This window comes from Streptomyces sp. RKAG293, from assembly GCF_023701745.1.
Classification (GTDB): Bacteria; Actinomycetota; Actinomycetes; order Streptomycetales; family Streptomycetaceae; genus Actinacidiphila.
On sequence record NZ_JAJOZB010000001.1, the window covers coordinates 6,728,690 to 6,751,309 of the forward strand.

Sequence of the window (22,620 nt, forward strand, 5' to 3'; positions counted from 1 at the left end):
GGTCGAGGTTCTTGTGTAGCAACGCGCCGAACGGCGGCACAACGATTCCTCGTGAAGCCGGACGATTCCCGGAAAAATATTCATGCGGCCCATGGGCTCCGACGTTGTTGATACCGTCGTGCTCTCCGAGGCGATCATCGCTGCACGGTTCGATGGGACACCTGGGCGCGGACCGCGGAAGGGCTGCGATTGTCCTTGCCCGTGGGAGACTTGGCACGACGGGCAGGACGGCGGAACGGGGGGTGCCATGGGTCGTCCCGTGAAGGACATCGAACTCGACGGCTCACCGATTCGGTTGTTCGCCTTCTGGTTGCGCGACCTGCGCGGCTCGGCGGACCTGACTTTGGAGCAACTGGCGCGCCGCACCGGATACGGACGCACCACGGTGAGCGACGCCATGGGGGGCGTCACCTTCCCTTCCCGGCGGGTCACACTCGCAGTGGTCGAGGCATGCGCGGGTGACCTGACCCGGTGGACCGTGTTCTGGGGCCAGGTCCGGCGGGCCCTCGACCGTGACCCCGCCTCCGGGCCGGCCGACCTCACTCCGCCGCCGTGGGAGCAGTTGCGGGCCCCGACGGCCGGCGAGAGCGGCCCGGTGTGCCCGCCCGGCTGCCTACGCACCGACCTGCACGGTTACTACACCGAGTCGGTCGACACCCGCCTGCGGTTGGACACCCGGGCCCCGGAGGCGGTCGAAACCCGTGTCGTCGTCTCCACCTGCGATCGACTGGCTCGCATCCCGCTGGCATTCAGCGTGCCGCGGCACACCGATGACGTGGGAACCGAGCACGGGCTACACGTCTCTGTCGTGCGGGGCGGGCGGCTGCAGAGCTCCGAGCACCCCTATGAGAGCTACTTCCGGCAGGAACTCGCCCTGCGTGACCCGGTGCCGGTCGGTGCCCGCCACATCTACGTCCTGCGACTACGGATACCGTCCGCGCAGCCGATGGCGCCGCACTTCGTCCACATCCCGCTCACCCGCAGCGAGAGGTTCCGGCTGCATGTCCGCTTCGACCCGGCGCGGCCCCCACGGACCGTCTGGCGGCTGAACGGGGTGCCTACCGCCGTGATCTACCAGCGACTGCCCGGCACTTCGCCGCTGAAGGTGAACCCGGACGCCACGGTGGCCGCCGGCTTCACGGAGATGAAGGTCGGCTACGGCTACGGGCTGCGCTGGCAGGACGCCTGAGGTCCGGTCCGTCGCCGCCCGCCGGTGACCCGCCAGGGACCGCGGAGGGCCGAACGGCCGGTCCTGGCGCCCCTGGTCCGCCGTGCGGGATCAGCTTCGCTCGGACGGCGCGCGTGTCGGGATGGTGCAGCCCCTCGAACACCGTCAGCGCCTCCTCGCGAAACCGGCGTGCCTGATGGTGGTCGCCGAGTGCCATGTGGGCGTCCGCAAGGTGGTCCAGTGCGTGCGCCTCCCGATAGCGGTCGCCCAGCGCGCGGTCGAGGGCGAGCGACGCCTCGTAGTGCCCGACCGCATCGGCGGGCCGACCCAGCCCCAGCTCCGCCTCCCCCACGCAAAGCAGGATCCCGGCCCGGCCGTCGAGATGCCCGAGCCGGCTGTACAGCTCCAGCGCCCGCCGCCCGTGGTCCAACGCCACGGTGTGCCGGCCGAGTTCCTCCTGCTGTTGGGCCACCGACGTGAGACCGTCCGCCAGCGCCCACGGGTCCCCGGTCCGCTGCGCCATCGCGAGGGCGAGCCGGGCGTGTGGCAGTGCCCGCCGGTGGTCGCCGCGGGCCGCGTGCACCCGCACCAGCGAAAGCCGCACCGCCCGCATTCCCTCGCAGTCCTCCAGCGCCCGGCAGGTGCGTAACGCAGTGCGGAGCAGCTCAAGGGCTTCCTCGGAGCGGTGCAGCCGCGACAACGCGTCGGCGAGACGCCGGGTGGCGGTCGCCCAGGCCTGCTGATTCCCTGCACGATCGGCCGCGGTGCGGGCCAGGGCGTGTACAGCGGCACGCTGGTGCCGCCGCCCCGACCGGCGTAGGTAAACCGCCAGAGCCCCCGCAAGCCGCCACGCGTAGGGTTCCAGCCCATCGGACGCGGCGGCCTGCGCGATCACGGCTTGGAGAGTGGCCAGCTCGCGCTCGAACCAGTCCATGGCTTCTCGGCGGTCCTCCAGGGCCGTGGGCGTCCCGGGCGCGGGGGCGGCGGAACCGGGCCGCCACGGTTCCAGGTGTTGGTCGGCGCACCGGGCAGCCGCCAGGTAGTGGCACAGCAGCCGCCCGGTGGCCGCGCGGCGCTCGTCGCCCGGCCAGGCTTCCGCCCGTTCCTTCGCGTACAGCCGCAGCAAGTCGTGCAGGGCGTACCGGCCGGGCGCATGCTGCTGGACAAGGTGTGCCGCGGTGAGGGTGTCGAGCAGGGCCCGAGGGACAGCGGGCGTGCCGAGCAGCGCGGCGCAGGCGGGACCGTCGACATCTCGCCCCGGATGGCATCCGAGCAGCCTGAACAGCCGGGCCGCAGGCGGGGGCAAGAGGGCGTACGACCGCTCGAAGACGGTCCGCAGGTCGACGTCGGCGTCCTGCAGCCCGAGGACGTCAAGCCGCGCGTGGGCCTCACGCAGTTCGGCTACCAGGTGGCCAAAGGCTTCGCCAGGGCAGACGGCGACCCTGGCCGCGGCGACACTCAGCGCCAGGGGCAGACGGGCGCAGAGATCGACCAGCTCTTCTGTCGCGAGCGGTTCGCGGTGTACTCGCTCGGCGCCGATCCGACGGACAAGAAGAGCGTGGGCGTCGTACCGGGGGAGCACGTCCAGCGTGATGCGGAGGGCTCCCTCCCGCACGACCAGACCGTCCAGCCGGGTCCGGCTGGTGACGACGGTCAGGGACCCCGAGCCGCTCGCCAGCAGGGGCCGTACCTGCTCGGCGGAGCGGGCGTTGTCCAGCACCAGCAGGAGACGCCGATCGGCGAGCAGGGTGCGCAGCAGCGCCGAGGCGGCAGCCCGGTGCACCGGGACAGCTGCCGGAGCGACCCCAAGGCTCTGGAGGAAACCGTGCAGGGCCTCGCTGGGGTCCATCGGCTCCTCGGCACCGAAGCCGCGCAGGTTGACGTGGAGCTGGCCGTCCGGGAAGCGGTCCCGGACGCGATGCGCCCAGTACAGAGCGAGCGCCGTCTTCCCGACGCCGGCGGTGCCCTCGACGGTGGCGATCATCACGGGCCCGGCGGCGAGCGCCGCACCCATGCCCAGCAGGCCGTCCAGCCGGGCCAGTTCCGTCTCCCGCCCGACGAACCCCGGTGTGCCCGGCGGGAGCTGTTGCGGGACACGACGGTGTGCGTCTGTCGTAGCCCGGGCGGCGGGCGGGCGCAGCCGCCGGGCCATCTCCGCGGCGTCCCGTAGTGTGCCGAGCCGGCCGGCCGCCGCTCCCGTGACGCCGAGCGCGGCCAGCAGTCCGTCGAACACATCGGAGCCGGGCAGGGTCGTCCCGTTCAGGTAGGCGTAGAGGCTGCTGGCGGAGACGTTGAGGCGGCGGGCGAGTTCGGCGCGGTCCACTGCGCGGCCGCGCCCCTTCTCGGCACTGATCACCGCTTTGCTCAGCTCGGCGGCCAGCCGCTGCCGGAGCACCAAGGAGTCGTCACCTGTGGGCCGGCGTTCCTCTTTCGACACTGTTCCTCCGTGCACCGGTCGTCACTCCGCACCGTGGTTTCTCAGACCTTTCCAGTGTGTTCCAGAGCACCGGCTGCCGGGGCCGGACCGCGTGGTCCGCTGAGACGTCTCCATCGGCGGGGACCCTCTCCGCCGACCGACCCGCAGGAGGGCGGAAGCCGTGCAGACCCACTGAGTTCCTGCCACCCGTACTGGCGAAGGATGGCTCCGGCCCCGTCCCACCCCCGGGCCGGGTGGCTCACCTCTGGTGGTCCGTCTCCCGGACACACCGCAGCACCCGGCGCGCGGCCTCGCCCCACGGCACGCGGTACGCCATCTCCTTCTGCAACTCCTCGGCGCGCAGGAACGCCCCGCGAAGGTCGAACATGACCGAGGAGATGGCCCCGGCCCACCGCCCGACGTCCTGCTCGATCCGGTGGGGGACAGCCTCGACATCGACCACGACTCGCTCCGCCTCGTGGTCCGGCAGCGTCCTGCGCAGCAGCTCCCCGAGTCCGCTGCGCCCGCTGACCAGTACCGGCACACCCGCGACGACCGCCTCGAGGCCCACGAGCCCGAATGACTCCGCCCGCGAGGGCATCAGCACGAGGGCGGCCCCGGCCACATCCCGCTGGATCTGGCGAGGGTCGGCGTTGTACGGCAGGACGCTCAGGTCCACGGCGGACTGGTCCACCCATCGCGTGGCCCGGGTGTGCAGGTCAGGGGACTGGCCGTCCCGCGCGCCCCGGACCACGAGCTGCCATCGTCCGGGTCGCGACCGCTCCGGCACCGCCCGTCCCACCGCGCGGCAGGCGATGTCCAGACCCTTGCCGATCTCCTCGCCAAGACGGCCCAGCACCAGGATCTGCGGCACCGTGTCCGGTGGCGGCGAGCCCAGCGCAGTGGGGCCTGCGTCGAACCCGGGGTCGAGCCGCAGCAGCGGACCAAGATCCTCAAATCCGGGCACGCGCCGCCGCCTGACCAGCGCTGCCTCCAGCCGCGGCCCGACCGCCACCGTGCGCCACGCGCCCCGGCAGAGCGTGAATTCGAGTTCGGTGCGCTCGTCGGCACGGGCTCCGACGTCCCCCTCGGGGCGCGTCCGATGCCATTCCGCTTGGTCCGGCTCGACGTGCAGGAACTGCAGTCGCTTCGCGCCGGGGAAGTGGCGCACCTGGGCCAGGGCCGCCGGGCCGGTCACTCTGCCGTGCCCGAGGATCAGATCGGGCACCCACCCCTCGGGCAGTTGCGGAGGCAGCATCAGCGCCTCCCGCCCGGTGTAGCCGGTCCGCGCGACATCGAGCAGTCGGATGCCGTGGGTCCGTGCGTCCGCCCGCTCCTGCTCGCTCGACGTCAACACCAACACCACGACGTCGGCCCGCGCATTGGCGAGCGCTATGCACAACAGTCGGTTGAGTGTGCTCAGACCGCCCCGGGCGGGAAACCACTCGTCGGCGACGCTGAGCACCCGTACCGGCTCGGTACGCGTCCCGATCTCCGTGTTGCCATGCGGCGACCGCTCGCGCTCCGGGCCAGTCGGTGTGGCCGGCTGAGACTCCGGTGTGGTGCTGACCTCCGGCACAGGCTGCCGCTTGCCCAAATGGTGGAGAGTCACATCGTCCTTCAGCATTCGGGTGAACCAGGCGACGAGTTCCCCGTCGTCGTCGAGTACGTCCGTGCAGGCGAGCGCGGAACCACGACTGCCGTCCCAAGTACGCAACGCCTGCGACGCGTTGTGCCACGCTCCTTCCACGGATTGTCGCAGGGCACTCAGTTGCTCGACCGGATCCTCCAGGTCCCGAGGTCCTGATCCTGTTGCGAACGGCACCCGGATCCGGGCCTTTGGAGCCGGCCCGTCCGACAACGCCCAGTCGCTGCGGAGCATGCCGTGCACGGCGATTTGGTAGCGGATCGCGCTCATGTGCATCAGGTAGCGGACGAACAGCGGCATCTCCGTTCCGTCGCCCGCGGACCACGCCCAGGCACCGAGCCGGTCGTCGTGCCCGGCCGGGACGAGCAGCCGCAGGCGGCGCACGGGATCCGTGTCGCCCGTCCCATAGGGCGACGCCGACTCCAGGACATCGGTTTTGCTCCCGGCCGTCTTGCCCAGAAGCAGCGTCACCGCGCCGAGATGGGCCTGTCCCAAGGGGCCCGTGATCTCCTGGACACGTTGCTCCAGGTCCGGCCAGGTCCGGCCCGGGGCCGCGCCGAGCAGCAGGGACAGATTCAGTACCTCCTGGTTGCGACGCAGGACCGCTTGGTCGAGCCCGCCGGCGGACTGTACGGCGGCCAACGGTACCGACCCGTGCAGGGACGCGACGGGCAGGACGTCCGGGAGATCGGCGGGGACGCCCCGGGACACCGGGTGATCGGCTCCCTGACGCTCCCTGAACCGATTCCACATCCCCGCCACGGAATCGAAACCGTCGCTGGGGCGCACCCCGTCGAGGGGGATGAAGACATGGGTGGCGATTTCCTGCTCCGCCACGGCGGATTCGGGCACGTCGCGGTTCACTCCCGTGTCGGGCGAATCTATCGCTACAGTAACTCCATGCATTCTAGGGGCGCTTCGGTCGATAAGGGCATCTCTCGGGAGCTTGTCGTGGAGGCCCGCGCGGTCCTGCGGGACGTTCTGCTCTGGACACTCCCGGCCGACCGGTGGGAGCGTCCCGATGAGGCCGTCGCAGCATTGGCCACTGCATGGGCGGCTGGGGACGAGGACGCGTTCGAGGCGGCCACCGCCGCACTGGAGATGTTGAGCCCGCACCGTGTGAAGCGGATACGGGATTCGGACGAGGTTCCGCCGACCACCCCCCTGCGCGAACGCCTGGTGGCCCTCGTCCACCGCATGGACGATGACCAGGACTCGGGCGGTGAGCCCCGCGGACGCCCGCCGGAGCGGGAAACGGACGATGGCCGTCGGAACTGAGCCGCCCACTGGCAGCGATTCGCACAGCGTCCGCCCCTCGGCGCCAGGGACGTGGTGAGGGCCGCGGGGCCGGTGCGCCGCCTGCGGCTCGCCCTCGCGCTGCGCCGGGCCAGAGCGGCGAGCGGGGGCAGGAGATCTCCGCGCCGCCTCGGCACCGTTGCCGCTCTGGAGGCCGTACTTCCCGGTGCCGGGCGGGCGGACGCGGTGACGCTCCTGGAGGGAATCGCCGCGCTGCACGCCGAGGCGGCCCTGCGTGGCGAGCCGGGCGCCCGGGCCTGTTCCGTCGACGCGCTGCGGCGTGCCGTCCGCGCTGCCGGGACGGGCAGTGCAGAGGAACCGGTCGTCCTGCTCGAACTGGCCGATGCTCTGGCCGAGTTGTCCGAGGAAGCCGTGGACCCCGGGCTGCTACGGGAGGCCGTGACGACCGCCCGGCGCGGGGTGGAGGCCCTGGGCCAGGACCGACTCATCCGGATCATGGTGCTTTCGGCGGCGGCGAGGGTCCTGCTGGCCGCCGGATCGGACGGGGGCGATCCGGCGCTCCTGGAGGAGGCGTCCGGGTTCGTGCAGGACGCGTTGGCCGCAGGTGGCGGCTCCCTGTTGCACTTGGCGTACGGCCGACGCCTGCATTACGAGGCGACCGGCGCCCGCGAGAGCCTCGATGGGGCTGAGGTGGCGGCGCGCGAGGCCGTCGCTCAGTGTGTGCGCCATGACTTGGAGGCAGCCGACGAACACGCCGAACTCTCGCAGGTACTGCGCCACCGCTTCGCCGCTACCGGCGATCGGAAGACAGCCTCCGAAGCCGTCGAGACGGCCCGCCGCGCTCTGGCCGGATACGCCGGCCGGGAGGAGGCTCACCGGCACCGGTGTCTCCTGGCGGGGGCGCTGACCGAATACCACGGCGCCGGCGGGGCCGGGGCGCTGGCCGAGGCGGTCGAGCAGGTGCGCGTAGCGATGGCCGCCGCCCCCCACACCTCCGGCGTGGCACAGATCGCGGCGGCGGTGCTCGGCACCTGGGCGGAGGAGCGGGAGGACCTCGACGCGTCGCGGGAGGCCGAATTCGCCGCGCGGATCGCCGTGGAGGCGTCCGGAGGAGTGCAGGTGCGGCGGGCGGAAGCGCTCGATACTCTTGCCGACGTCCTGCAGACGCGGTGGCTGCTCACCGAGGATCCGGCGGCTCTGGAGGACGCGGTCGGGCTGGGGGAGGAGGCGGTCGCCCTGACGCCCGCGGCCCTGCCCTCCACCCGGGCCGGCTACCTCGGGAACCTGGGCGTCGCTCGGCTCCACCGCTACAAGGCCACCAGCAACCGCGCTGACCTGGACGAGGCGATCCGGCTGACCCGTGAGGCGCTGGACCTGATCGACGACGATCACCCCGACGCAGGCCGGTACCTGAGCAACCTTGGCGTGGCACTTGCCGAACGCGCGGAGCCGGCCGGCTCGGACGACCGGCTGGACGAGGCGATCGAGGTGTGCCGCGCCGCCGTGCGTTCGAGCCCGCCCGGCCCGGCCCGAATTCCGCGTCTGAGCAACTTGGGCAGCGCTCTGTACGCGCGCTACGAGCGGTTCGGGGACCTTGCCGATCTCGACGAGGACGTCGACTGCCAGCGGGAGGCTGTGCGTGCCGCACCGCTCGGCCACCCGGACCGGCCGGGGCTGCTCAGCAACCTTGGCACTGCCCTGACCGAACGCAACGAACGGCTCGGGTCGCGGGACGACCTGGACGAGGCCCTGACTTCCCTGCGGGCCGCCCTCGATGCCATCCCGCCCCGTGGAATCCGCGCGACCGTCACCAACGCCTACGCCATGGCGCTGCACGCACTGCACGGCGCCACCGGTGACCGGGTCGTCCTGGAGCAGGCGATCACCTGGTTGCGGAGTGCGGTCGCTGCCACCCGGCCGGACGATCCGGAACTTCCGTGGCGCCTGGCCAACTTGGTGACCTCACTGGAGGTGTCGTCGGCGCACCGCGCGGAAGCCGCAGACGAGGCGGTGACCGTCGCTCGGGAGGCGCTGCGCGAACGGCGTGAGGGATCCACCGCCAACGCGATCCGCGCCAACCTCGCGCTCGCGCTGGCCGCCCGGCGCCGCGATGGCGACCTTGACGAGGCGGTGGACCTGGCTCGGACGGTAGCCGCGCGCGCCCTGGAGGACGACCCCGGGCGGGCGCAGGCGCTGGCGAATCTCGCCTATCTCCTGCACCAGCGGCACGGGACGACCGGCGATCCGCGCGACCGGGAGGGCGTGCGCGCCGCGCTGCGGTCGGCCGCCCTCAGCACGGCGGCAGGCCCTGGCGTCCGTCTGAATGCCGCCCGGTCCTGGGGACGGATCGCGGCGCAGGACATCGGCCCCGGCGGCCCCGGGGAGGCGGCCGAGGCCCTGGCGCTCGCCGTTGAACTGCTGCCCTACGCGACGCCCCGACGGCTGGAACGACCCGATGCGCAGCGCCTGCTGGCCGAATACGCCGGGCTGGCCGGTGACGCCGCCGCCCTGTGGCTGGCCTGCGGTGTACCCGAGCGTGCCCTGAGTCTGCTGGAACTCGGCCGCGGGGTGCTGCTCAACCGTGTGCTGGGCATCCGGGGTGATACGAGCGAGGTGCGGCGCGCGGACCCCGGACTGGCCCGTAGGTTCGAGGAACTGCGCGACGCGCTCGACGAGATGGACGCCCGGCGGGTCCTGCGGCCGTCCGGCTCGGGCGACGATGTGGCGGCGCCGGTCGCACCCTCCGCTGTTGGGACGGACCGCGAGCGACGTCGCGACTTGGAGGCCGCCCTCGACGTGCTGCTGCGGCAGATTCGCAGACTGCCCGGCCTGGCGGGCTTCCAGCGCCCCCCGGAGCCCACGGCCCTGCTCGCCGAGGCCACGGACGGGCCGGTCGTCGTGGTGAACGTCAGTTCCCACCGCTGCGACGCCCTTGTCCTTACCTCGGGGCGACTCCGCCACGTGCCCCTGCCCGGCCTCGACGCGGCCAGGCTGGACGACGCGGCCTCGACCATCCACCGCGACGCGGAGACGGCGTTGGACCCGCGCACACCGAAGGCCGACGCCGATATGGCGGGGGAACGGGTCGCCGGCGTGCTCGACCTGCTGTGGCACGGGGCCGCCGCACCGGTCCTCGCCGCGCTGGAGGCGTCCGGCTCCTTCCCGCGAATCTGGTGGGTGCCCACGCAGGCCCTGTGTCATCTGCCGCTGCACGCTGCCACCGACAGGGAGACAGGCGCATCGGTAGTCGACCTGACGGTGTCTTCGTACACCCCCACCGTGACCGCTCTGCATCATGCACGGACCCGGACTCCCGATCCGGAAGTCCGCGAAGCCGCCGTGATCCACAGCGGATCCCCTGATGCGCGGACGGCGCCGTTGCCCGCCGTGGAGCGAGAGGTCGCACTGGCCGCGCGGCACCTGGGTGTCGAGCCCCTGGATGCTGCCCGGTCCGATCCGGCAGGCGTCATCGGTGCGATCACGACCTGCTCACACCTGCATCTCGCGCTGCACTCCGCAGCTGACCTCGACTCCCCGGACGACAGCGGCTTTCTGCTGGCCGGGATCGACCTGACGGTCGCCCGGATCGCGGCGCAGCGCAACGGCTCCGGGCGGCTTGCCTACCTGTCCGCGTGTGAGACGACCCGCACCGTCCGCCACCTCGCCGACGAGGCCGTCCACCTCACGTCCGCTTTCCAGATGGCGGGCTTTCTCAGCGTGGTCGGCACCTTGTGGCGGGTCCCGGACAACGTGGCCGAGGTGGCGGCACGCTTCTTCTACGAGGAACTCGCCGCGTCCGACGGCAGCCACCCCGCGCTCGCCCTGACCCGTGTCGCCCGCCGCCTCCGCCGACGCTACGCCGCCAGCCCAGCAGCCTGGGCGGCGCATCATCATGTGGGGGTCTGAGGGGGTGGACGCCATCCTGGCCAGGGCGATGCGGCGGCATTCGCCGGTCAGATGTCGCGGAACGTCTCGATCTGCGCGCCGATCGTGTTGAGCCGCTCGGCCAGGTCCTCGTAGCCGCGGTTGATGACATAGACGTTGCGCAGTACGGAGGTGCCCTCGGCGGCCATCATCGCGAGCAGGATGACGACGGCGGGGCGCAGCGCGGGCGGGCACATCATCTCGGCGGCGCGCCAGCGGGTCGGGCCCTCGACGAGGACGCGGTGCGGGTCGAGCAGTTTGACGCCGGCGCCCAGACGGGTGAGGTCGGTGAGATAGATCGCGCGGTTGTCGTACACCCAGTCGTGGATGAGCGTGGAGCCCTGGGCGGTCGCGGCGATGGCGGCGAAGAAGGGGACGTTGTCGATGTTGAGGCCGGGGAACGGCATCGGGTGGATCTTGTCGATGGGCGCGCGGAGCTTGGACGGGCGCACGGTGAGGTCGATGAGGCGGGTCCGGCCGTTGTCGGCCTTGTACTCCTCGGTGCGCTCGTGGTCCAGGCCCATCTCCTCCAGGACGGCCAGTTCGATCTCCAGGAACTCGATCGGCACCCGGCGGATCGTCAGCTCCGACTCGGTGACCACGGCGGCGGCCAGCAGACTCATCGCCTCGACCGGGTCCTCGGAGGGCGCGTAGTCCACATCGCGGTCGATGTCGGTGACCCCGTGCACGGTCAGGGTGGTGGTCCCGACGCCGTCGACCCGTACCCCGAGCTCCTCCAGGAAGAAGCAGAGGTCCTGGACCATGTAGTTCGAGCTGGCGTTGCGGATCACGGTGATGCCGTTGTTGCGGGCGGCGGCCAGCAGCGCGTTCTCGGTGACGGTGTCGCCGCGTTCGGTCAGCACGATGGGCCGGCCGGGGGAGATCGCCCGCTCGACGACCGCGTGATAGGTGCCGTCGGTGGCCGTGACATCGAGGCCGAAGTGGCGCAGCGCGTTCATGTGCGGCTGCACCGTACGGGTGCCGAGGTCGCAGCCGCCGGCGTACGGGATCCGGAAGCGGTCGGTGCGGTGCAGCAGCGGGCCGAGGAACATGATCACGCTGCGGGTGCGCCGGGCCGCCTCGGTGTCCATCGCGTCGAGGTCCAGCTCGGCCGGCGGCACGATCTCCAGATCGTTGCCGTCGTTGATCCAGCGGGTGCGGACCCCGATGCTGTTCAGCACCTCCAGGATCCGGTAGACCTCCTCGATCCTGGCGACCCGGCGCAGCGTGGTGCGCCCGGAGTTCAGCAGGGAGGCGCAGAGCAGCGCGACGCACGCGTTCTTGCTGGTCTTCACGTCGATCGCGCCGGACAGCCGCCGCCCGCCGACCACCCGCAGGTGCATGGGCCCCGCGTAGCCGAGCGACACGATCTCGCTGTCGAGGGCCTCGCCGATTCTGGCGATCATCTCCAGGCTGATGTTCTGGTTGCCGCGCTCGATGCGGTTGACCGCGCTCTGGCTGGTGCCCAGTGCCTCCGCGAGCTGGGACTGGGTCCAGCCGCGGTGCTGGCGGGCGTCACGGATGAGCTTGCCGATACGGGCGAGGTAGTCATCGATCATGTGGCAAACGGTATCTCACACATGAGATGGGGGCTGTGTGGCGAAAGGCAGGTGCGGCGTGTGGATCGTCGGGAACGGGGTAGACGTGGCGCGGTGGCCCTCGATCCGGCAACGTCACACAAGGTCACTATCTCGGATATGAGATTAATGTGCCTGATCGTGTGAAGGATTGCTCCAGATGGACGAGTGGGTTCCGGGTCATGGCGCCGGGCGCGCGCGAGCGCCACAGGGGTGCCGGGGCATGACCCCGCACCGGTGATGTACTAGAGTTATCTCGACATCGAGATATCTGCCGAGGCGTACCACGCCGCAGTCACCGAGCTACTAGGTAAGGCATACCTAACCTAGCGCTCACCTTAGCGGATCGGCATGGAGTCGTGTCGGTCGTGTCGGCAGGATTGCGGTGGTACGCGCGAATTACATGCATGAAGGAGACTGTCGTGTCGGCGAACAGCTTCGACGCCCGCAGCACGCTGCAGGTGGGCGACGAGTCGTACGAGATCTTCAAGCTGGACAAGGTCGAGGGCTCCGCCCGCCTTCCCTACAGCTTGAAGGTCCTGCTGGAGAACCTGCTCCGCACCGAGGACGGCGCGAACATCACCGCCGACCACATCCGGGCCATCGGCAACTGGGACTCGAGCGCCCAGCCCAGCCAGGAGATCCAGTTCACGCCGGCCCGCGTGATCATGCAGGACTTCACCGGCGTGCCCTGCGTGGTGGACCTCGCCACCATGCGTGAGGCCGTCAAGGAGCTCGGCGGCGACCCGTCCCGCATCAACCCGCTGGCCCCGGCCGAGCTGGTCATCGACCACTCCGTGATCGCCGACAAGTTCGGTACGCCGGAGGCGTTCGCGCAGAACGTGGAGCTGGAGTACGGCCGGAACCGGGAGCGCTACCAGTTCCTGCGCTGGGGCCAGACCGCGTTCGACGAGTTCAAGGTCGTCCCGCCGGGCACCGGCATCGTTCACCAGGTGAACATCGAGCACCTGGCCCGTACCGTCATGGTCCGCAACGGCCAGGCGTACCCCGACACCCTCGTCGGCACCGACTCGCACACCACCATGGTCAACGGCCTGGGTGTGCTGGGCTGGGGCGTGGGCGGCATCGAGGCCGAGGCCGCGATGCTCGGCCAGCCGGTGTCGATGCTCATCCCGCGCGTCGTCGGCTTCAAGCTGACCGGCGAGCTGCCGGCCGGCACCACCGCCACCGACCTGGTGCTGACGATCACCGAGATGCTGCGCAAGCACGGCGTCGTCGGCAAGTTCGTCGAGTTCTACGGTGAGGGCGTCGCCGCCACCTCGCTCGCCAACCGCGCCACCATCGGCAACATGTCGCCGGAGTTCGGCTCCACCGCCGCGATCTTCCCGATCGACGACGAGACCCTGAAGTACCTGCGGCTGACCGGCCGCGACGCGCAGCAGGTCGCGCTCGTCGAGGCGTACGCCAAGGCCCAGGGCCTGTGGCTGGACCCGGCCGCCGAGCCGGACTTCTCGGAGAAGCTGCAGCTCGACCTCTCCACGGTCGTCCCCTCCATCGCCGGCCCGAAGCGCCCGCAGGACCGCATCGTCCTCGCGAACGCCTCGCAGCAGTTCGCCCGCGACGTACGCAACTACGTCGAGGACGACGATGAGGCAGGCAAGGAGTCCTTCCCGGCCTCCGACTCCCCGGCGTCCACGAACGGCGTCCCGAGCCGTCCGACCCTGGTCACCCTCGCGGACGGCACGTCCTTCGAGATCGACCACGGCGCCGTCACCGTCGCCGCGATCACCTCCTGCACCAACACCTCGAACCCCTACGTCATGGTCGCCGCCGCGCTCGTGGCGAAGAAGGCGGTCGAGAGGGGCCTGACCCGCAAGCCGTGGGTCAAGACCACTCTCGCCCCGGGTTCGAAGGTCGTCACGGACTACTTCGACAAGGCCGGCCTCACCCCGTACCTCGACAAGATGGGCTTCAACCTCGTCGGGTACGGCTGCACCACCTGCATCGGGAACTCCGGTCCGCTGGACGAGGAGATCTCGAAGGCGATCAACGAGCACGACCTGGCCGTCACCTCGGTGCTCTCGGGCAACCGCAACTTCGAGGGCCGGATCAACCCCGACGTCAAGATGAACTACCTGGCGTCGCCGCCGCTGGTCGTCGCGTACGCCATCGCGGGCTCCATGAAGGTGGACATCACCAAGGACGCCATCGGCACCGACACCGAGGGCAAGCCGGTCTTCCTCCAGGACATCTGGCCGACCGAGGCCGAGGTCAACGACGTCGTGGCGAACTCCATCGGCGAGGACATGTTCAACAAGTCCTACCAGGACGTCTTCGCGGGTGACGCGCAGTGGCAGGCGCTGCCGATCCCGACCGGCAACACGTTCGAGTGGGACAGCGAGTCCACCTACGTCCGCAAGCCCCCGTACTTCGACGGCATGACGATGGAGACCACTCCGGTCACCGACGTCACCGGCGCCCGGGTGCTGGCCCGGCTGGGCGACTCGGTCACCACCGACCACATCTCCCCGGCCGGTGCGATCAAGGCCGACACCCCGGCCGGCAAGTACCTGACCGAGCACAAGGTCGAGCGCCGTGACTTCAACAGCTACGGCTCGCGCCGCGGCAACCACGAGGTCATGATCCGCGGCACCTTCGCGAACATCCGGCTGCGCAACCAGATCGCACCGGGCACCGAGGGCGGCTTCACCCGCGACTTCACCGTCGAGGGCGGCCCGGTGTCGTTCATCTACGACGCCTCGCAGAACTACCAGGCCGCCGGCATCCCGCTGGTCATCCTGGCGGGCAAGGAGTACGGCTCGGGCTCGTCCCGCGACTGGGCCGCCAAGGGCACCGCGCTGCTCGGCGTCAAGGCCGTCATCGCCGAGTCCTACGAGCGCATCCACCGCTCGAACCTGATCGGCATGGGCGTCCTGCCGCTGCAGTACCCGGAGGGCGTGACCGCGGCCTCCCTGGGGCTCACCGGCGAGGAGACCTTCTCCTTCACCGGCGTGACCGCGCTGAACGACGGCGGGATCCCGGAGACGGTGAAGGTGACGGCCGGCGACGTGGAATTCGACGCCAAGCTGCGCATCGACACCCCCGGCGAGGCGGACTACTACCGCAACGGCGGCATCCTGCAGTACGTGCTGCGCTCGCTGATCACCAAGTAAGCACCGCCCGACACGGGCCGGGACGGCCCGCCACGGCCGTCCGGACGGACCGCACCCCCTCACCCTGGGGTGCGGTCCGTCCGCATTTGTCCTTCAAGAAGTGAACGTGAGAGGGGTGATCAATGGTAGATAAGTGAAGGCGAATGCCTACTGTTCGAGGTGGTTCCAGAAACGGAGTCTGCTCCTCCGCGTTTCGGCCAGGTCTCAACTCGGGAAAGCTTCACGGCCAAACGGGCTTTCGATCTTGCCCTCTCAACGAGAAGTGGACTATACCTGTCGCGTCCAGGGAAGCCCGCGAGCGCGGGCCGGGCGGGGGGATCGACGGGCCGAAAACGCCCGCTCGTGGCAGGACCACCCCTCCGGTGGATGGCAGCATCACTGAAGCTTCATCTGTTCGCGGGCGCCGGCGGATTCCGCTGCACCGCATGAGTCCTGTAGAGGGCGAGGACTTGAGCATGGGATCCGAACTGAACCGCCGGGATCTGGTCAAGCGCGCGATGGCCGTTGGCCTGGTCGCCGTACCGTCGGCATCTTTCCTCACCGCGTGTGCCTCCGACAGCGGTGACAAGACCGACAAGCCCAAGGAGACGGGCACGGTGTCCGCCAAGAACCCGCTCGGTGTCAAGGAGGGCGCGCCTCTCGAGGCGTTCATCTTCAAGGGCGGCTTCGGCGACGACTACGTCAAGAACGCCGAGACGGCTTACAACACCACCTACAAGACGACGGTCAAGCACACGGGTACCCAGGCCCTGGGCCCGAAGCTGCAGCCGCGTTTCGCCGGTGGCAGCCCGCCGGACGTCATGGACAACTCGGGTGCCGACAACCTGGACACCGCGGCGCTCGCCAAGCAGGGCAAGCTCGTCGACCTCACTCCGCTGCTCGACGCCGCGTCCTTCGACGACCCGGCCAAGAAGGTCCGCGACACCCTGATCGCCGGCACCATCGAGCAGGGCCAGTACGGCGGCAAGGAGGTGTACGCGCTCAACTACGCGTTCACCGTCTACGGCACCTGGTACTCCAACAAGCTCTTCAAGGAGAAGGGCTGGACGTACCCGCAGACCCTCACCGAGCAGCTCGCGCTGTTCGAGAAGATCAAGGCCGCGGGCATCGCGCCGTACACGTACCCGGGCAAGTACCCGTACTACGTGCACTTCGACATCTTCGCCCAGATCGCCAAGGCCGGCGGCGTCGAGGGCATCAACGCCATCGACAACCTGGAGCCGAAGGCGTTCCAGACCGACGCGGTCAAGGGTGTCATCGCGTACTACGAGGAGCTGGCCGCCAAGGGCTACATCCTCCAGGGTTCCGAGGGCAAGACCCACATCCAGGCGCAGACCGACTGGACGAAGGGCAAGGCCGCCTTCATCCCGAACGGTTCCTGGGTGGAGAACGAGGCAGCGCCCACCATGCCGAAGGACTTCGACCTGGCGGTCGGCCCGATCCAGGGTGCCGCCAGCGACAAGCTTCCGTACGGTGCGATCCGCGCCGCGGCCGGTGAGCCCTTCATCGTCGCCAAGGACGGCAAGAACCCGGCCGGCGGCATGGAGCTGCTCCGCATCATGCTGAGCAAGGCCCAGGCCAAGGCCTTCACCGAGTCCCTGAAGTCCCTGACCGCCGTCGCGGGCGCCGAGGAGGGCCTGACCCTGACCCCGGGTCTCGCCTCCGCGAGCGCGGGCCTCAAGGCCGCCGCCGCCAACGTCGTGAACCCGCGGCTCGGCGACTGGTACAAGAAGCTGAACGAAGAGACGATCGGCAACCTGACCCTCGACCTGCTCTCCGGCAAGATCAAGGCCGCCGAGTGGATCACCAAGGCGCAGGCGGCCTCGGACGCGACCGCGAAGGACTCGTCCGTCCCGAAGTTCAAGCACGCCTGACGCTGCTTCACTTGTACTGACTGAGACGAGAGCGACCGGCGACATGCGACATGGCAAGTACCGGTTCATCATCGGTTTTCTGGCAATCCCCTTGGCGTTGTACGGGGTCCTCGTGATCTCGCCCTTCGTCCAGGACTTCCAGATCTCGATGACGGACTGGAGCGGAATCTCATCCGACAAGAAATTCATCGGGCTCGACAACTACCAGAAGCTCATTCACAACGACCTTTTCTGGAAGTCGTTGTCGCACAACATCATCATGCTGCTGGTGGTGCCGCTGGTGACGCTGTCGCTCGGTCTGTTCTTCGCCTTCATGCTCAACGTCGGAGGCCGCCGCAGAGGTAGTGCTGCGGGGGTCTCCGGCGTGCGGGGATCGTCCATCTACAAGGTGGTCTTCTTCTTCCCGCAGGTGCTGTCCGTCACGATCATCGCTGTGCTCTGGCAGCAGATCTACAACCCGGACAACAAGGAAGGCCTGCTCAACGCCCTGCTGGGGAATGTGGGGCTGGGCGCCCTGCAGCACGCGTGGCTGGGCGACAAGTCCACCGCGCTGGCCTGCATCATGGTCGTCATGATCTGGGCGAACGTCGGCTTCTACGTCGTCCTGTTCTCCGCCGGGATGGCCTCCATCCCGACCGAGATCTACGAGGCGGCCCGGCTGGACGGTGCCGAGCGCGGCACGACGTTCTTCCGGATCACCCTGCCGCTGCTGCGGGACACGGTTGCCACCGGCTGGGTGTACATGGGCATCATGGCCATGGACGGTTTCGCGTTCGTGCAGCTGATGTCGGTGAACAACGGCGGGCCCGACGAATCGACCGACGTGCTGCCCCTGCTGTTGTACAAGACGGCGTTCCGGGACAACAGCCAGTTCGGTTACGCGGCCTCGATGGGTGTCGCGATGCTGATCGTGACGCTGATCTTCGCCATTCTCAGCATGCGGCTGTCGCGCCGCGACCGTATCGAGTTCTAGGGGTGGCGCGATGACGACGAACGCAGTTTCTGTGGAAAAGCAGAAGTCGGCGGCCCCGACCGCCAAGAACAGGACCAAACGCAACTGGCGGCGCAGTGAGGGAGGCGTGCTCAACGTCTTCTCCCACGGCTTCCTCCTGGTGTGGGCGCTCATGGTCGGCGTGCCGATGCTCTGGGTGCTCTGGAGCTCGCTCAAGACCTCGGGCGACATCGTGGGCAGCCCCTGGTCGCTCCCCACGCACCTGCACTTCGACAACTGGACCCGGGCCTGGAACAAGGCCAACATCGGCCAGTACTTCATCAACACGGCGATCGTGGTCGGCTGCTCGACCACCGGCACGATGATCCTGGGCTCGATGGCCGCCTACGTCCTGGCGCGCTTCGAGTTCTTCGGGAACCGGTTCATCTACTACCTCTTCGTCGCCGGCATGGCCTTCCCCGTCGTGATGGTGCTGGTTCCGCTCTTCTTCGTCACGAAGAACCTGGGCCTGCTGAACACGTTCCCCGGACTGATCCTGGTCTACATCGCGTACTCGCTGCCCTTCACCGTGTTCTTCATGACGTCGTTCTTCCGGACGCTGCCGACCTCGATCGCCGAGGCGGCACTGGTCGACGGTGCCTCGCACTCGAGGACCTTCTTCCAGATCATGCTGCCGATGTCGAAGCCGGGCCTCATCAGCATCGGCGTCTTCAACATCCTGGGACAGTGGAATCAGTACCTGCTGCCGATCGTCCTCAACCAGGGCGACTCCAAGAACTACCTGCTGACGCAGGGACTGGCGGACCTGGCGACGCAGCAGGGGTACGCGGGTGACTGGGCGGCGCTCTTCGCCGGCCTCGCCATCGCGATGCTCCCGGTACTCGCCGTCTACATCGTCTTCCAGAAGCAGATCCAGGCCGGCCTCACCGCCGGTGCGATCAAGTAGTCACCCACAGCAGTCGCGGCACGGACGGGGGCGGCGTGAGCGGTCTTCCGCGCGTCACCCTCAACACCGGCACCGCGATGCCACAGCTCGGCCTGGGCGTCGGTCATCTGACCGACGCCCAGGCCGCTGTCGCGGTGTCGACGGCACTGGAGTGCGGCTACCGCGGCATCGACACCGCCGCGGTGTACGCCAACGAGCGCGGCACCGGCCGGGCGCTCGCCGCCTCGGGGCTGCCGCGCGCGGACCTCTTCGTCACGACCAAGCTGTGGAACGCCGACCAGGGCCACGACCGGACGCTGCGCGCCTTCGACGCCTCGCTGGCCGCGCTCGGCCTGGAGTACGTCGACCTGTACTTGATCCACTGGCCCCAGCCGGCCCGCGATCTGTACCCGGAGAGCTGGCGGGCGCTGGAACGGATCCACGCCGAGGGGCGCGCCCGCGCCATCGGTGTCTCCAACTTCTGTATCCCGCACCTCGAACGGCTGGCGGCCGGATCCGGCATCGTCCCGGCCGTCAACCAGATCGAGCTGCACCCCTGGTACCAGCGGCCAGCACTGCGGGCCCACCACCGTGCGCGGGGCATCGCCACCGAGGCGTACAGCCCCCTCGGACAGGGCGAGGCGCTCGCGCTGCCGGTGCTCACCGCCATAGCCGGGCGGTACGGGGTGACCGCCGCCCAGGTCGTCCTGCGCTGGAATCTGCAGCTCGGCCACATCGCGATCCCCCGCTCGGCCGACCCGGCCCGGATCCGGCGGAACGCGGACCTGCTCGGCTTCACCCTGGACGACGCGGACCTGGCGGCGATCGCGGACCTGGACGCGGGGCGCCGCCTGGGGCCCGACCTGAACGGCTGACGACGCGACCTAGACCGTCACGTGGTGCGCCCGGTCCCTGATCTGCTCCAGCAGCGCCGCCTGATGCACCAGCGACTCCCCGTACGCGTCGAAGGGCGCACCCGTCAGCACGCGGTGGGCGAACGCCCGGGCTCCGTTGGCGTACTGGTCGTCGGCCGGCAGGACCAGATCCTGCACCGAGTCCTGCCGCTCCCAGCGCACCGACGGCAGCAGATCGGCGGGCGGGGTGAAGGCCCGGTCCACGCTGATCCGGCCCTCGCTGCCCCACAGGGCATAGGTGGTGCGGTAGGAGGAGTCGAAGCCGAAGGAGAGCTCCGCCGAGACGCCCGCGGGCGTGTGGAAGAGGGCGCTGCCGCCCACGTCCACGCCCGCGCGCCCGTCGATCCGCAGCTGGGAGCCGGCCAGGGCGAGATCGGGGCCGAGGAAGTACGTCGCCGCACGGACGGTGTAGGCACCCACGTCGAGCAGGGCGCCGCCGCCGAGCTCCGGGCTGTTGCGGATGTCCCCGGCGGGGCGCGGCGGGACGCCGAAGGCGGCGCTGAAGACCCGCGGTGCACCGATCGCGCCGGCGTCGATCCGCTCGCGCACGGCCGGGTGCTGGGGGTGGTGGAGGAAGAGGAAGTTCTCCATCAGCCACAGACCGTGGTCCCGCGCCGCGGCCACCAGTTCCGCGGCCTCCTCGGCCCCCGTCGTCAGGGACTTCTCGGCCAGTACGTGCTTGCCGGCGGCCAGCGCCCGCATCGCCCACCTGTGGTGCAGGCCGGTGGGCAGGACCACGTACACGGCGTCGACGTCCTCCCGCTCCAGCAGCGCCTCGTACCCGGTGACGGGCTCGCCGCCGAAGCGGTCCGCGAAGCGTGCCGCCTTCGCGGGGTCGCGGCTGGCCAGCGCCGTGATCCGGAGCTCCGGGACGGTGGCGATCGCGGGCAGCATCTTGCGCCAGGCGAAGTCGGCGCAGCCCAGCACCCCGAGCCGCAGGACGCCGGAGGCCGGTTCTGGCTCGCTCATCGGGGTTCCCCTTCACACGTTCCTCAGCGCGCCGCCGGTCACAGGCTCCGCGCGCAGGCGAGCAGGGTGCGCGCCTCCACGTTCAGATAATGGCCGTGACCCACCAGTTCCATCAGCTGGGACACGGTCGTCCAGCAGAAGTCCTCCGGCACCCGCACCGGCACCTCGTCACCCACCTCGATCAGCCGGTAGCGGGTCCTGGCGTGGTAGAAACGGCCGCCCTCCTCGGACAGCACCGCGTCGAAGCGCACCTGGTCCTGCGAGGCACCCAGCACCACGTCGAGGAACGGCGGCGCCCCGCCGGAGCCGCCCGCCGCCGCGTCGGGTAGCTGCACGGTGGGCGCGATCTCGACCCGGTCCAGCAGCCCCGGCTCGTGCCCGGCGCGGGCGAGCAGATGCGGTACGCCGTCGATCCGGCGGACGAGGAACGCCGCGAGTCCCAGGCCGCGGGGCGCGAGCAGCGGCTGTGTCCAGCCGGGCACCTCCCGGTTCCCGGCCTGCACCCGTACCGCGATGACGTCGAAACGGTCCCCGGCCTCGTCGCTTATCCGCCGCGGGGACCGGGCCCAGCCCGGCACCCCGGTCAGCGGCACCAGCCGCGCGGACCAGTCGCAGCGGGTCTTGGCCTCGGTGAACCAGCTGAGCACGTGGCTCATGGAGTGGTGCGCGGCCCCGGCAGAACGGGGACCCGGAGGGAAGGGCAGCGAGGCGATCACCGAGCGGCTGTCCATGTTGACGAGGTCGTCGACGCGCAGCATCCGCCGCAGGTCGTCCCAGGCGATCCACTGGTGGTCCTCGTGGAGTGGGACGTCCTCGGTCACCCGCACCACCATGTTGCGGTTGCGCTTGTGCCAGAACCAGGTGCCCTGCTCGGACTGCAGGGTGTCCACCAGGACCTGCCCGCGGCCGGGACCGCGGAAGTGGTCGAGGTAGCGGGTCGGCTGGCCGCCGTGCACCCGGGTGTAGTTGCTGCGGGTGGCCTGCACGGTGGGGGACAGCTGCAGGGTGTTGATGTTGCCGGGTTCCATCTTCGCCTGCATCAGGCAGTGCGGGACCCCGTCGAAGTCCTTCACGAGGATGCCGAGGACACCGAACTCCGGCTGGTGGATCACCGGTTGGGCCCAGGTGCCGCGGCCGTCCCCGTCGGTCACCCGCAGCCCTTCCACCGAGAAGAACTTCCCGCTCCCGTGCACCAGGTTCCCGGTCGGCTCGTCGAAGGACCAGCCCTCCATCTCGTCGAACGGAATCCGGGTGACGTCGAACCAGCCCGCCCTGGCGCGCTTGGTCCACCACTCCTGGAACGCTTCGGGCACCCCGTCCCAGCTCATCGCCCGGGCACCGGGACGAAGTGCGGGCTGAACGTCTCGTGCAGGTGGATGCGGCTGCCGTCGGAGCAGTTGATGATGTACTCCTTGAACGCGCACGGCGTACCGGCCCCGCCCGGCGGCCAGCTCGCCAGCCCGTTGTCGAGGATGACGCGGTGCTGCATGGAGTTGCGGGCGCGCAGTTCACGGCCGAGCGGTGTGGAGTCCTGGCTGTCCGCCAGCCACGGCACGGCCGCCCCGTCGAAGGCGACACGGTTGCTGCTGACGACCTCCCCGGCCGGGGTGAGCAGCGCGGACCTGCGGAGCACCGGCTTCGCGTGCGGCGACAGCCCCAGCTCGTCGCGGATCCGGCGGTCCAGGGACCCGGCGTCCACCGGGAGCTGGGAGTCGACGCGGACGGTGAGCCGGCAGGCGATGAGCGACTCCAGCAGGATCGTGGTCGATCCCTCGCTCTCCAGCAGCATGCGGGTCTGCGGGGGCAGTTCCATGAACGTGCCGCGTGCGGTGCGGTGGATACCGGGAGCGGAGTTCTCCATG

14 protein-coding genes are annotated in these 22,620 nt (G+C 70.1%); 8 read left to right on the top strand and 6 right to left on the bottom strand.

Going from position 1 to position 22,620, the window contains the following annotated elements; translation table 11 throughout:
• Positions 1–247 precede the first annotated feature (247 nt).
• Entirely contained in the window at positions 248–1,189 is a 942-nt protein-coding gene (locus LNW72_RS29825) for a helix-turn-helix transcriptional regulator (protein WP_250978182.1), read from the top strand.
• On the opposite strand, the gene LNW72_RS29830 is transcribed toward LNW72_RS29825, so the two are convergent.
• Positions 1,137–3,605 carry a helix-turn-helix transcriptional regulator gene (locus tag LNW72_RS29830; protein ID WP_250978183.1) on the bottom strand — a complete coding sequence of 823 codons (2,469 nt, stop codon included), beginning with the start codon at positions 3,603–3,605 and terminating at the stop codon, positions 1,137–1,139. The two genes, LNW72_RS29825 and LNW72_RS29830, sit on opposite strands and share 53 nt — an antisense overlap.
• Positions 3,606–3,843: 238 nt before the next feature.
• The gene (locus LNW72_RS29835) at positions 3,844–6,084 is read right to left on the bottom strand and encodes a CATRA conflict system CASPASE/TPR repeat-associated protein (RefSeq protein ID WP_250978184.1); all 2,241 of its coding nucleotides are present in this window, start codon (positions 6,082–6,084) and stop codon (positions 3,844–3,846) included.
• A 99-nt stretch (positions 6,085–6,183) separates the two neighbouring features.
• Here LNW72_RS29835 and LNW72_RS29840 point away from each other — a divergent pair, with 99 nt between their 5' ends.
• The gene (locus LNW72_RS29840; RefSeq protein WP_250978185.1) at positions 6,184–6,510 is read left to right on the top strand and encodes a CATRA system-associated protein; all 327 of its coding nucleotides are present in this window, start codon (positions 6,184–6,186) and stop codon (positions 6,508–6,510) included.
• A 51-nt stretch (positions 6,511–6,561) separates the two neighbouring features.
• Positions 6,562–10,395: a CHAT domain-containing protein gene (locus LNW72_RS29845; RefSeq protein ID WP_250978186.1), complete on the top strand. Its 3,834-nt coding sequence runs from the start codon at positions 6,562–6,564 to the stop codon at positions 10,393–10,395.
• 47 nt (positions 10,396–10,442) lie between these two features.
• Here the strand turns inward: LNW72_RS29845 and LNW72_RS29850 are convergent, their stop codons facing one another.
• The gene (locus LNW72_RS29850) at positions 10,443–11,972 is read right to left on the bottom strand and encodes a UDP-N-acetylglucosamine 1-carboxyvinyltransferase (RefSeq protein WP_250978187.1); all 1,530 of its coding nucleotides are present in this window, start codon (positions 11,970–11,972) and stop codon (positions 10,443–10,445) included.
• 440 nt (positions 11,973–12,412) lie between these two features.
• Between LNW72_RS29850 and acnA the strand changes: the two genes are divergently transcribed.
• From acnA to LNW72_RS29875, 5 genes are all read left to right on the top strand, one after another.
• A complete protein-coding gene (gene acnA, locus LNW72_RS29855; protein ID WP_308402052.1) occupies positions 12,413–15,124 on the top strand; it encodes an aconitate hydratase AcnA in 2,712 nt (903 codons plus the stop codon).
• A gap of 455 nt (positions 15,125–15,579) precedes the next feature.
• Positions 15,580–16,998 carry an N-acetylglucosamine/diacetylchitobiose ABC transporter substrate-binding protein gene (gene ngcE / locus LNW72_RS29860; protein ID WP_250978189.1) on the top strand — a complete coding sequence of 473 codons (1,419 nt, stop codon included), beginning with the start codon at positions 15,580–15,582 and terminating at the stop codon, positions 16,996–16,998.
• Positions 16,999–17,041: 43 nt separating this feature from the next.
• On the top strand, positions 17,042–17,971 hold the full coding sequence (locus tag LNW72_RS29865; protein ID WP_250978190.1) for a carbohydrate ABC transporter permease: 930 nt from the start codon (positions 17,042–17,044) through the stop codon (positions 17,969–17,971).
• 10 nt (positions 17,972–17,981) lie between these two features.
• Complete coding sequence (locus LNW72_RS29870; RefSeq protein ID WP_250978191.1) at positions 17,982–18,896, top strand: carbohydrate ABC transporter permease; 915 nt, start codon at positions 17,982–17,984, stop codon at positions 18,894–18,896.
• A 35-nt stretch (positions 18,897–18,931) separates the two neighbouring features.
• Positions 18,932–19,750: an aldo/keto reductase gene (locus LNW72_RS29875; RefSeq protein ID WP_250978192.1), complete on the top strand. Its 819-nt coding sequence runs from the start codon at positions 18,932–18,934 to the stop codon at positions 19,748–19,750.
• A 9-nt stretch (positions 19,751–19,759) separates the two neighbouring features.
• Here LNW72_RS29875 and LNW72_RS29880 read toward each other — a convergent pair whose 3' ends face one another.
• From LNW72_RS29880 to LNW72_RS29890, 3 genes are read right to left on the bottom strand one after another with little or no spacing between them, the layout of a single operon-like run.
• Positions 19,760–20,758, bottom strand: a complete 999-nt coding sequence (locus LNW72_RS29880; RefSeq protein WP_250978193.1) for a Gfo/Idh/MocA family protein — start codon at positions 20,756–20,758, stop codon at positions 19,760–19,762.
• 38 nt (positions 20,759–20,796) lie between these two features.
• Entirely contained in the window at positions 20,797–22,086 is a 1,290-nt protein-coding gene (locus tag LNW72_RS29885; RefSeq protein ID WP_250978194.1) for an NDP-hexose 2,3-dehydratase family protein, read from the bottom strand.
• Positions 22,083–22,619 (bottom strand): hypothetical protein, encoded by a 537-nt coding sequence (locus LNW72_RS29890; protein WP_250978195.1) that lies wholly within the window; start codon positions 22,617–22,619, stop codon positions 22,083–22,085. The genes LNW72_RS29885 and LNW72_RS29890 overlap by 4 nt, the downstream gene beginning before the upstream one ends.
• Between the last annotated feature and the right edge of the window lies 1 nt (position 22,620).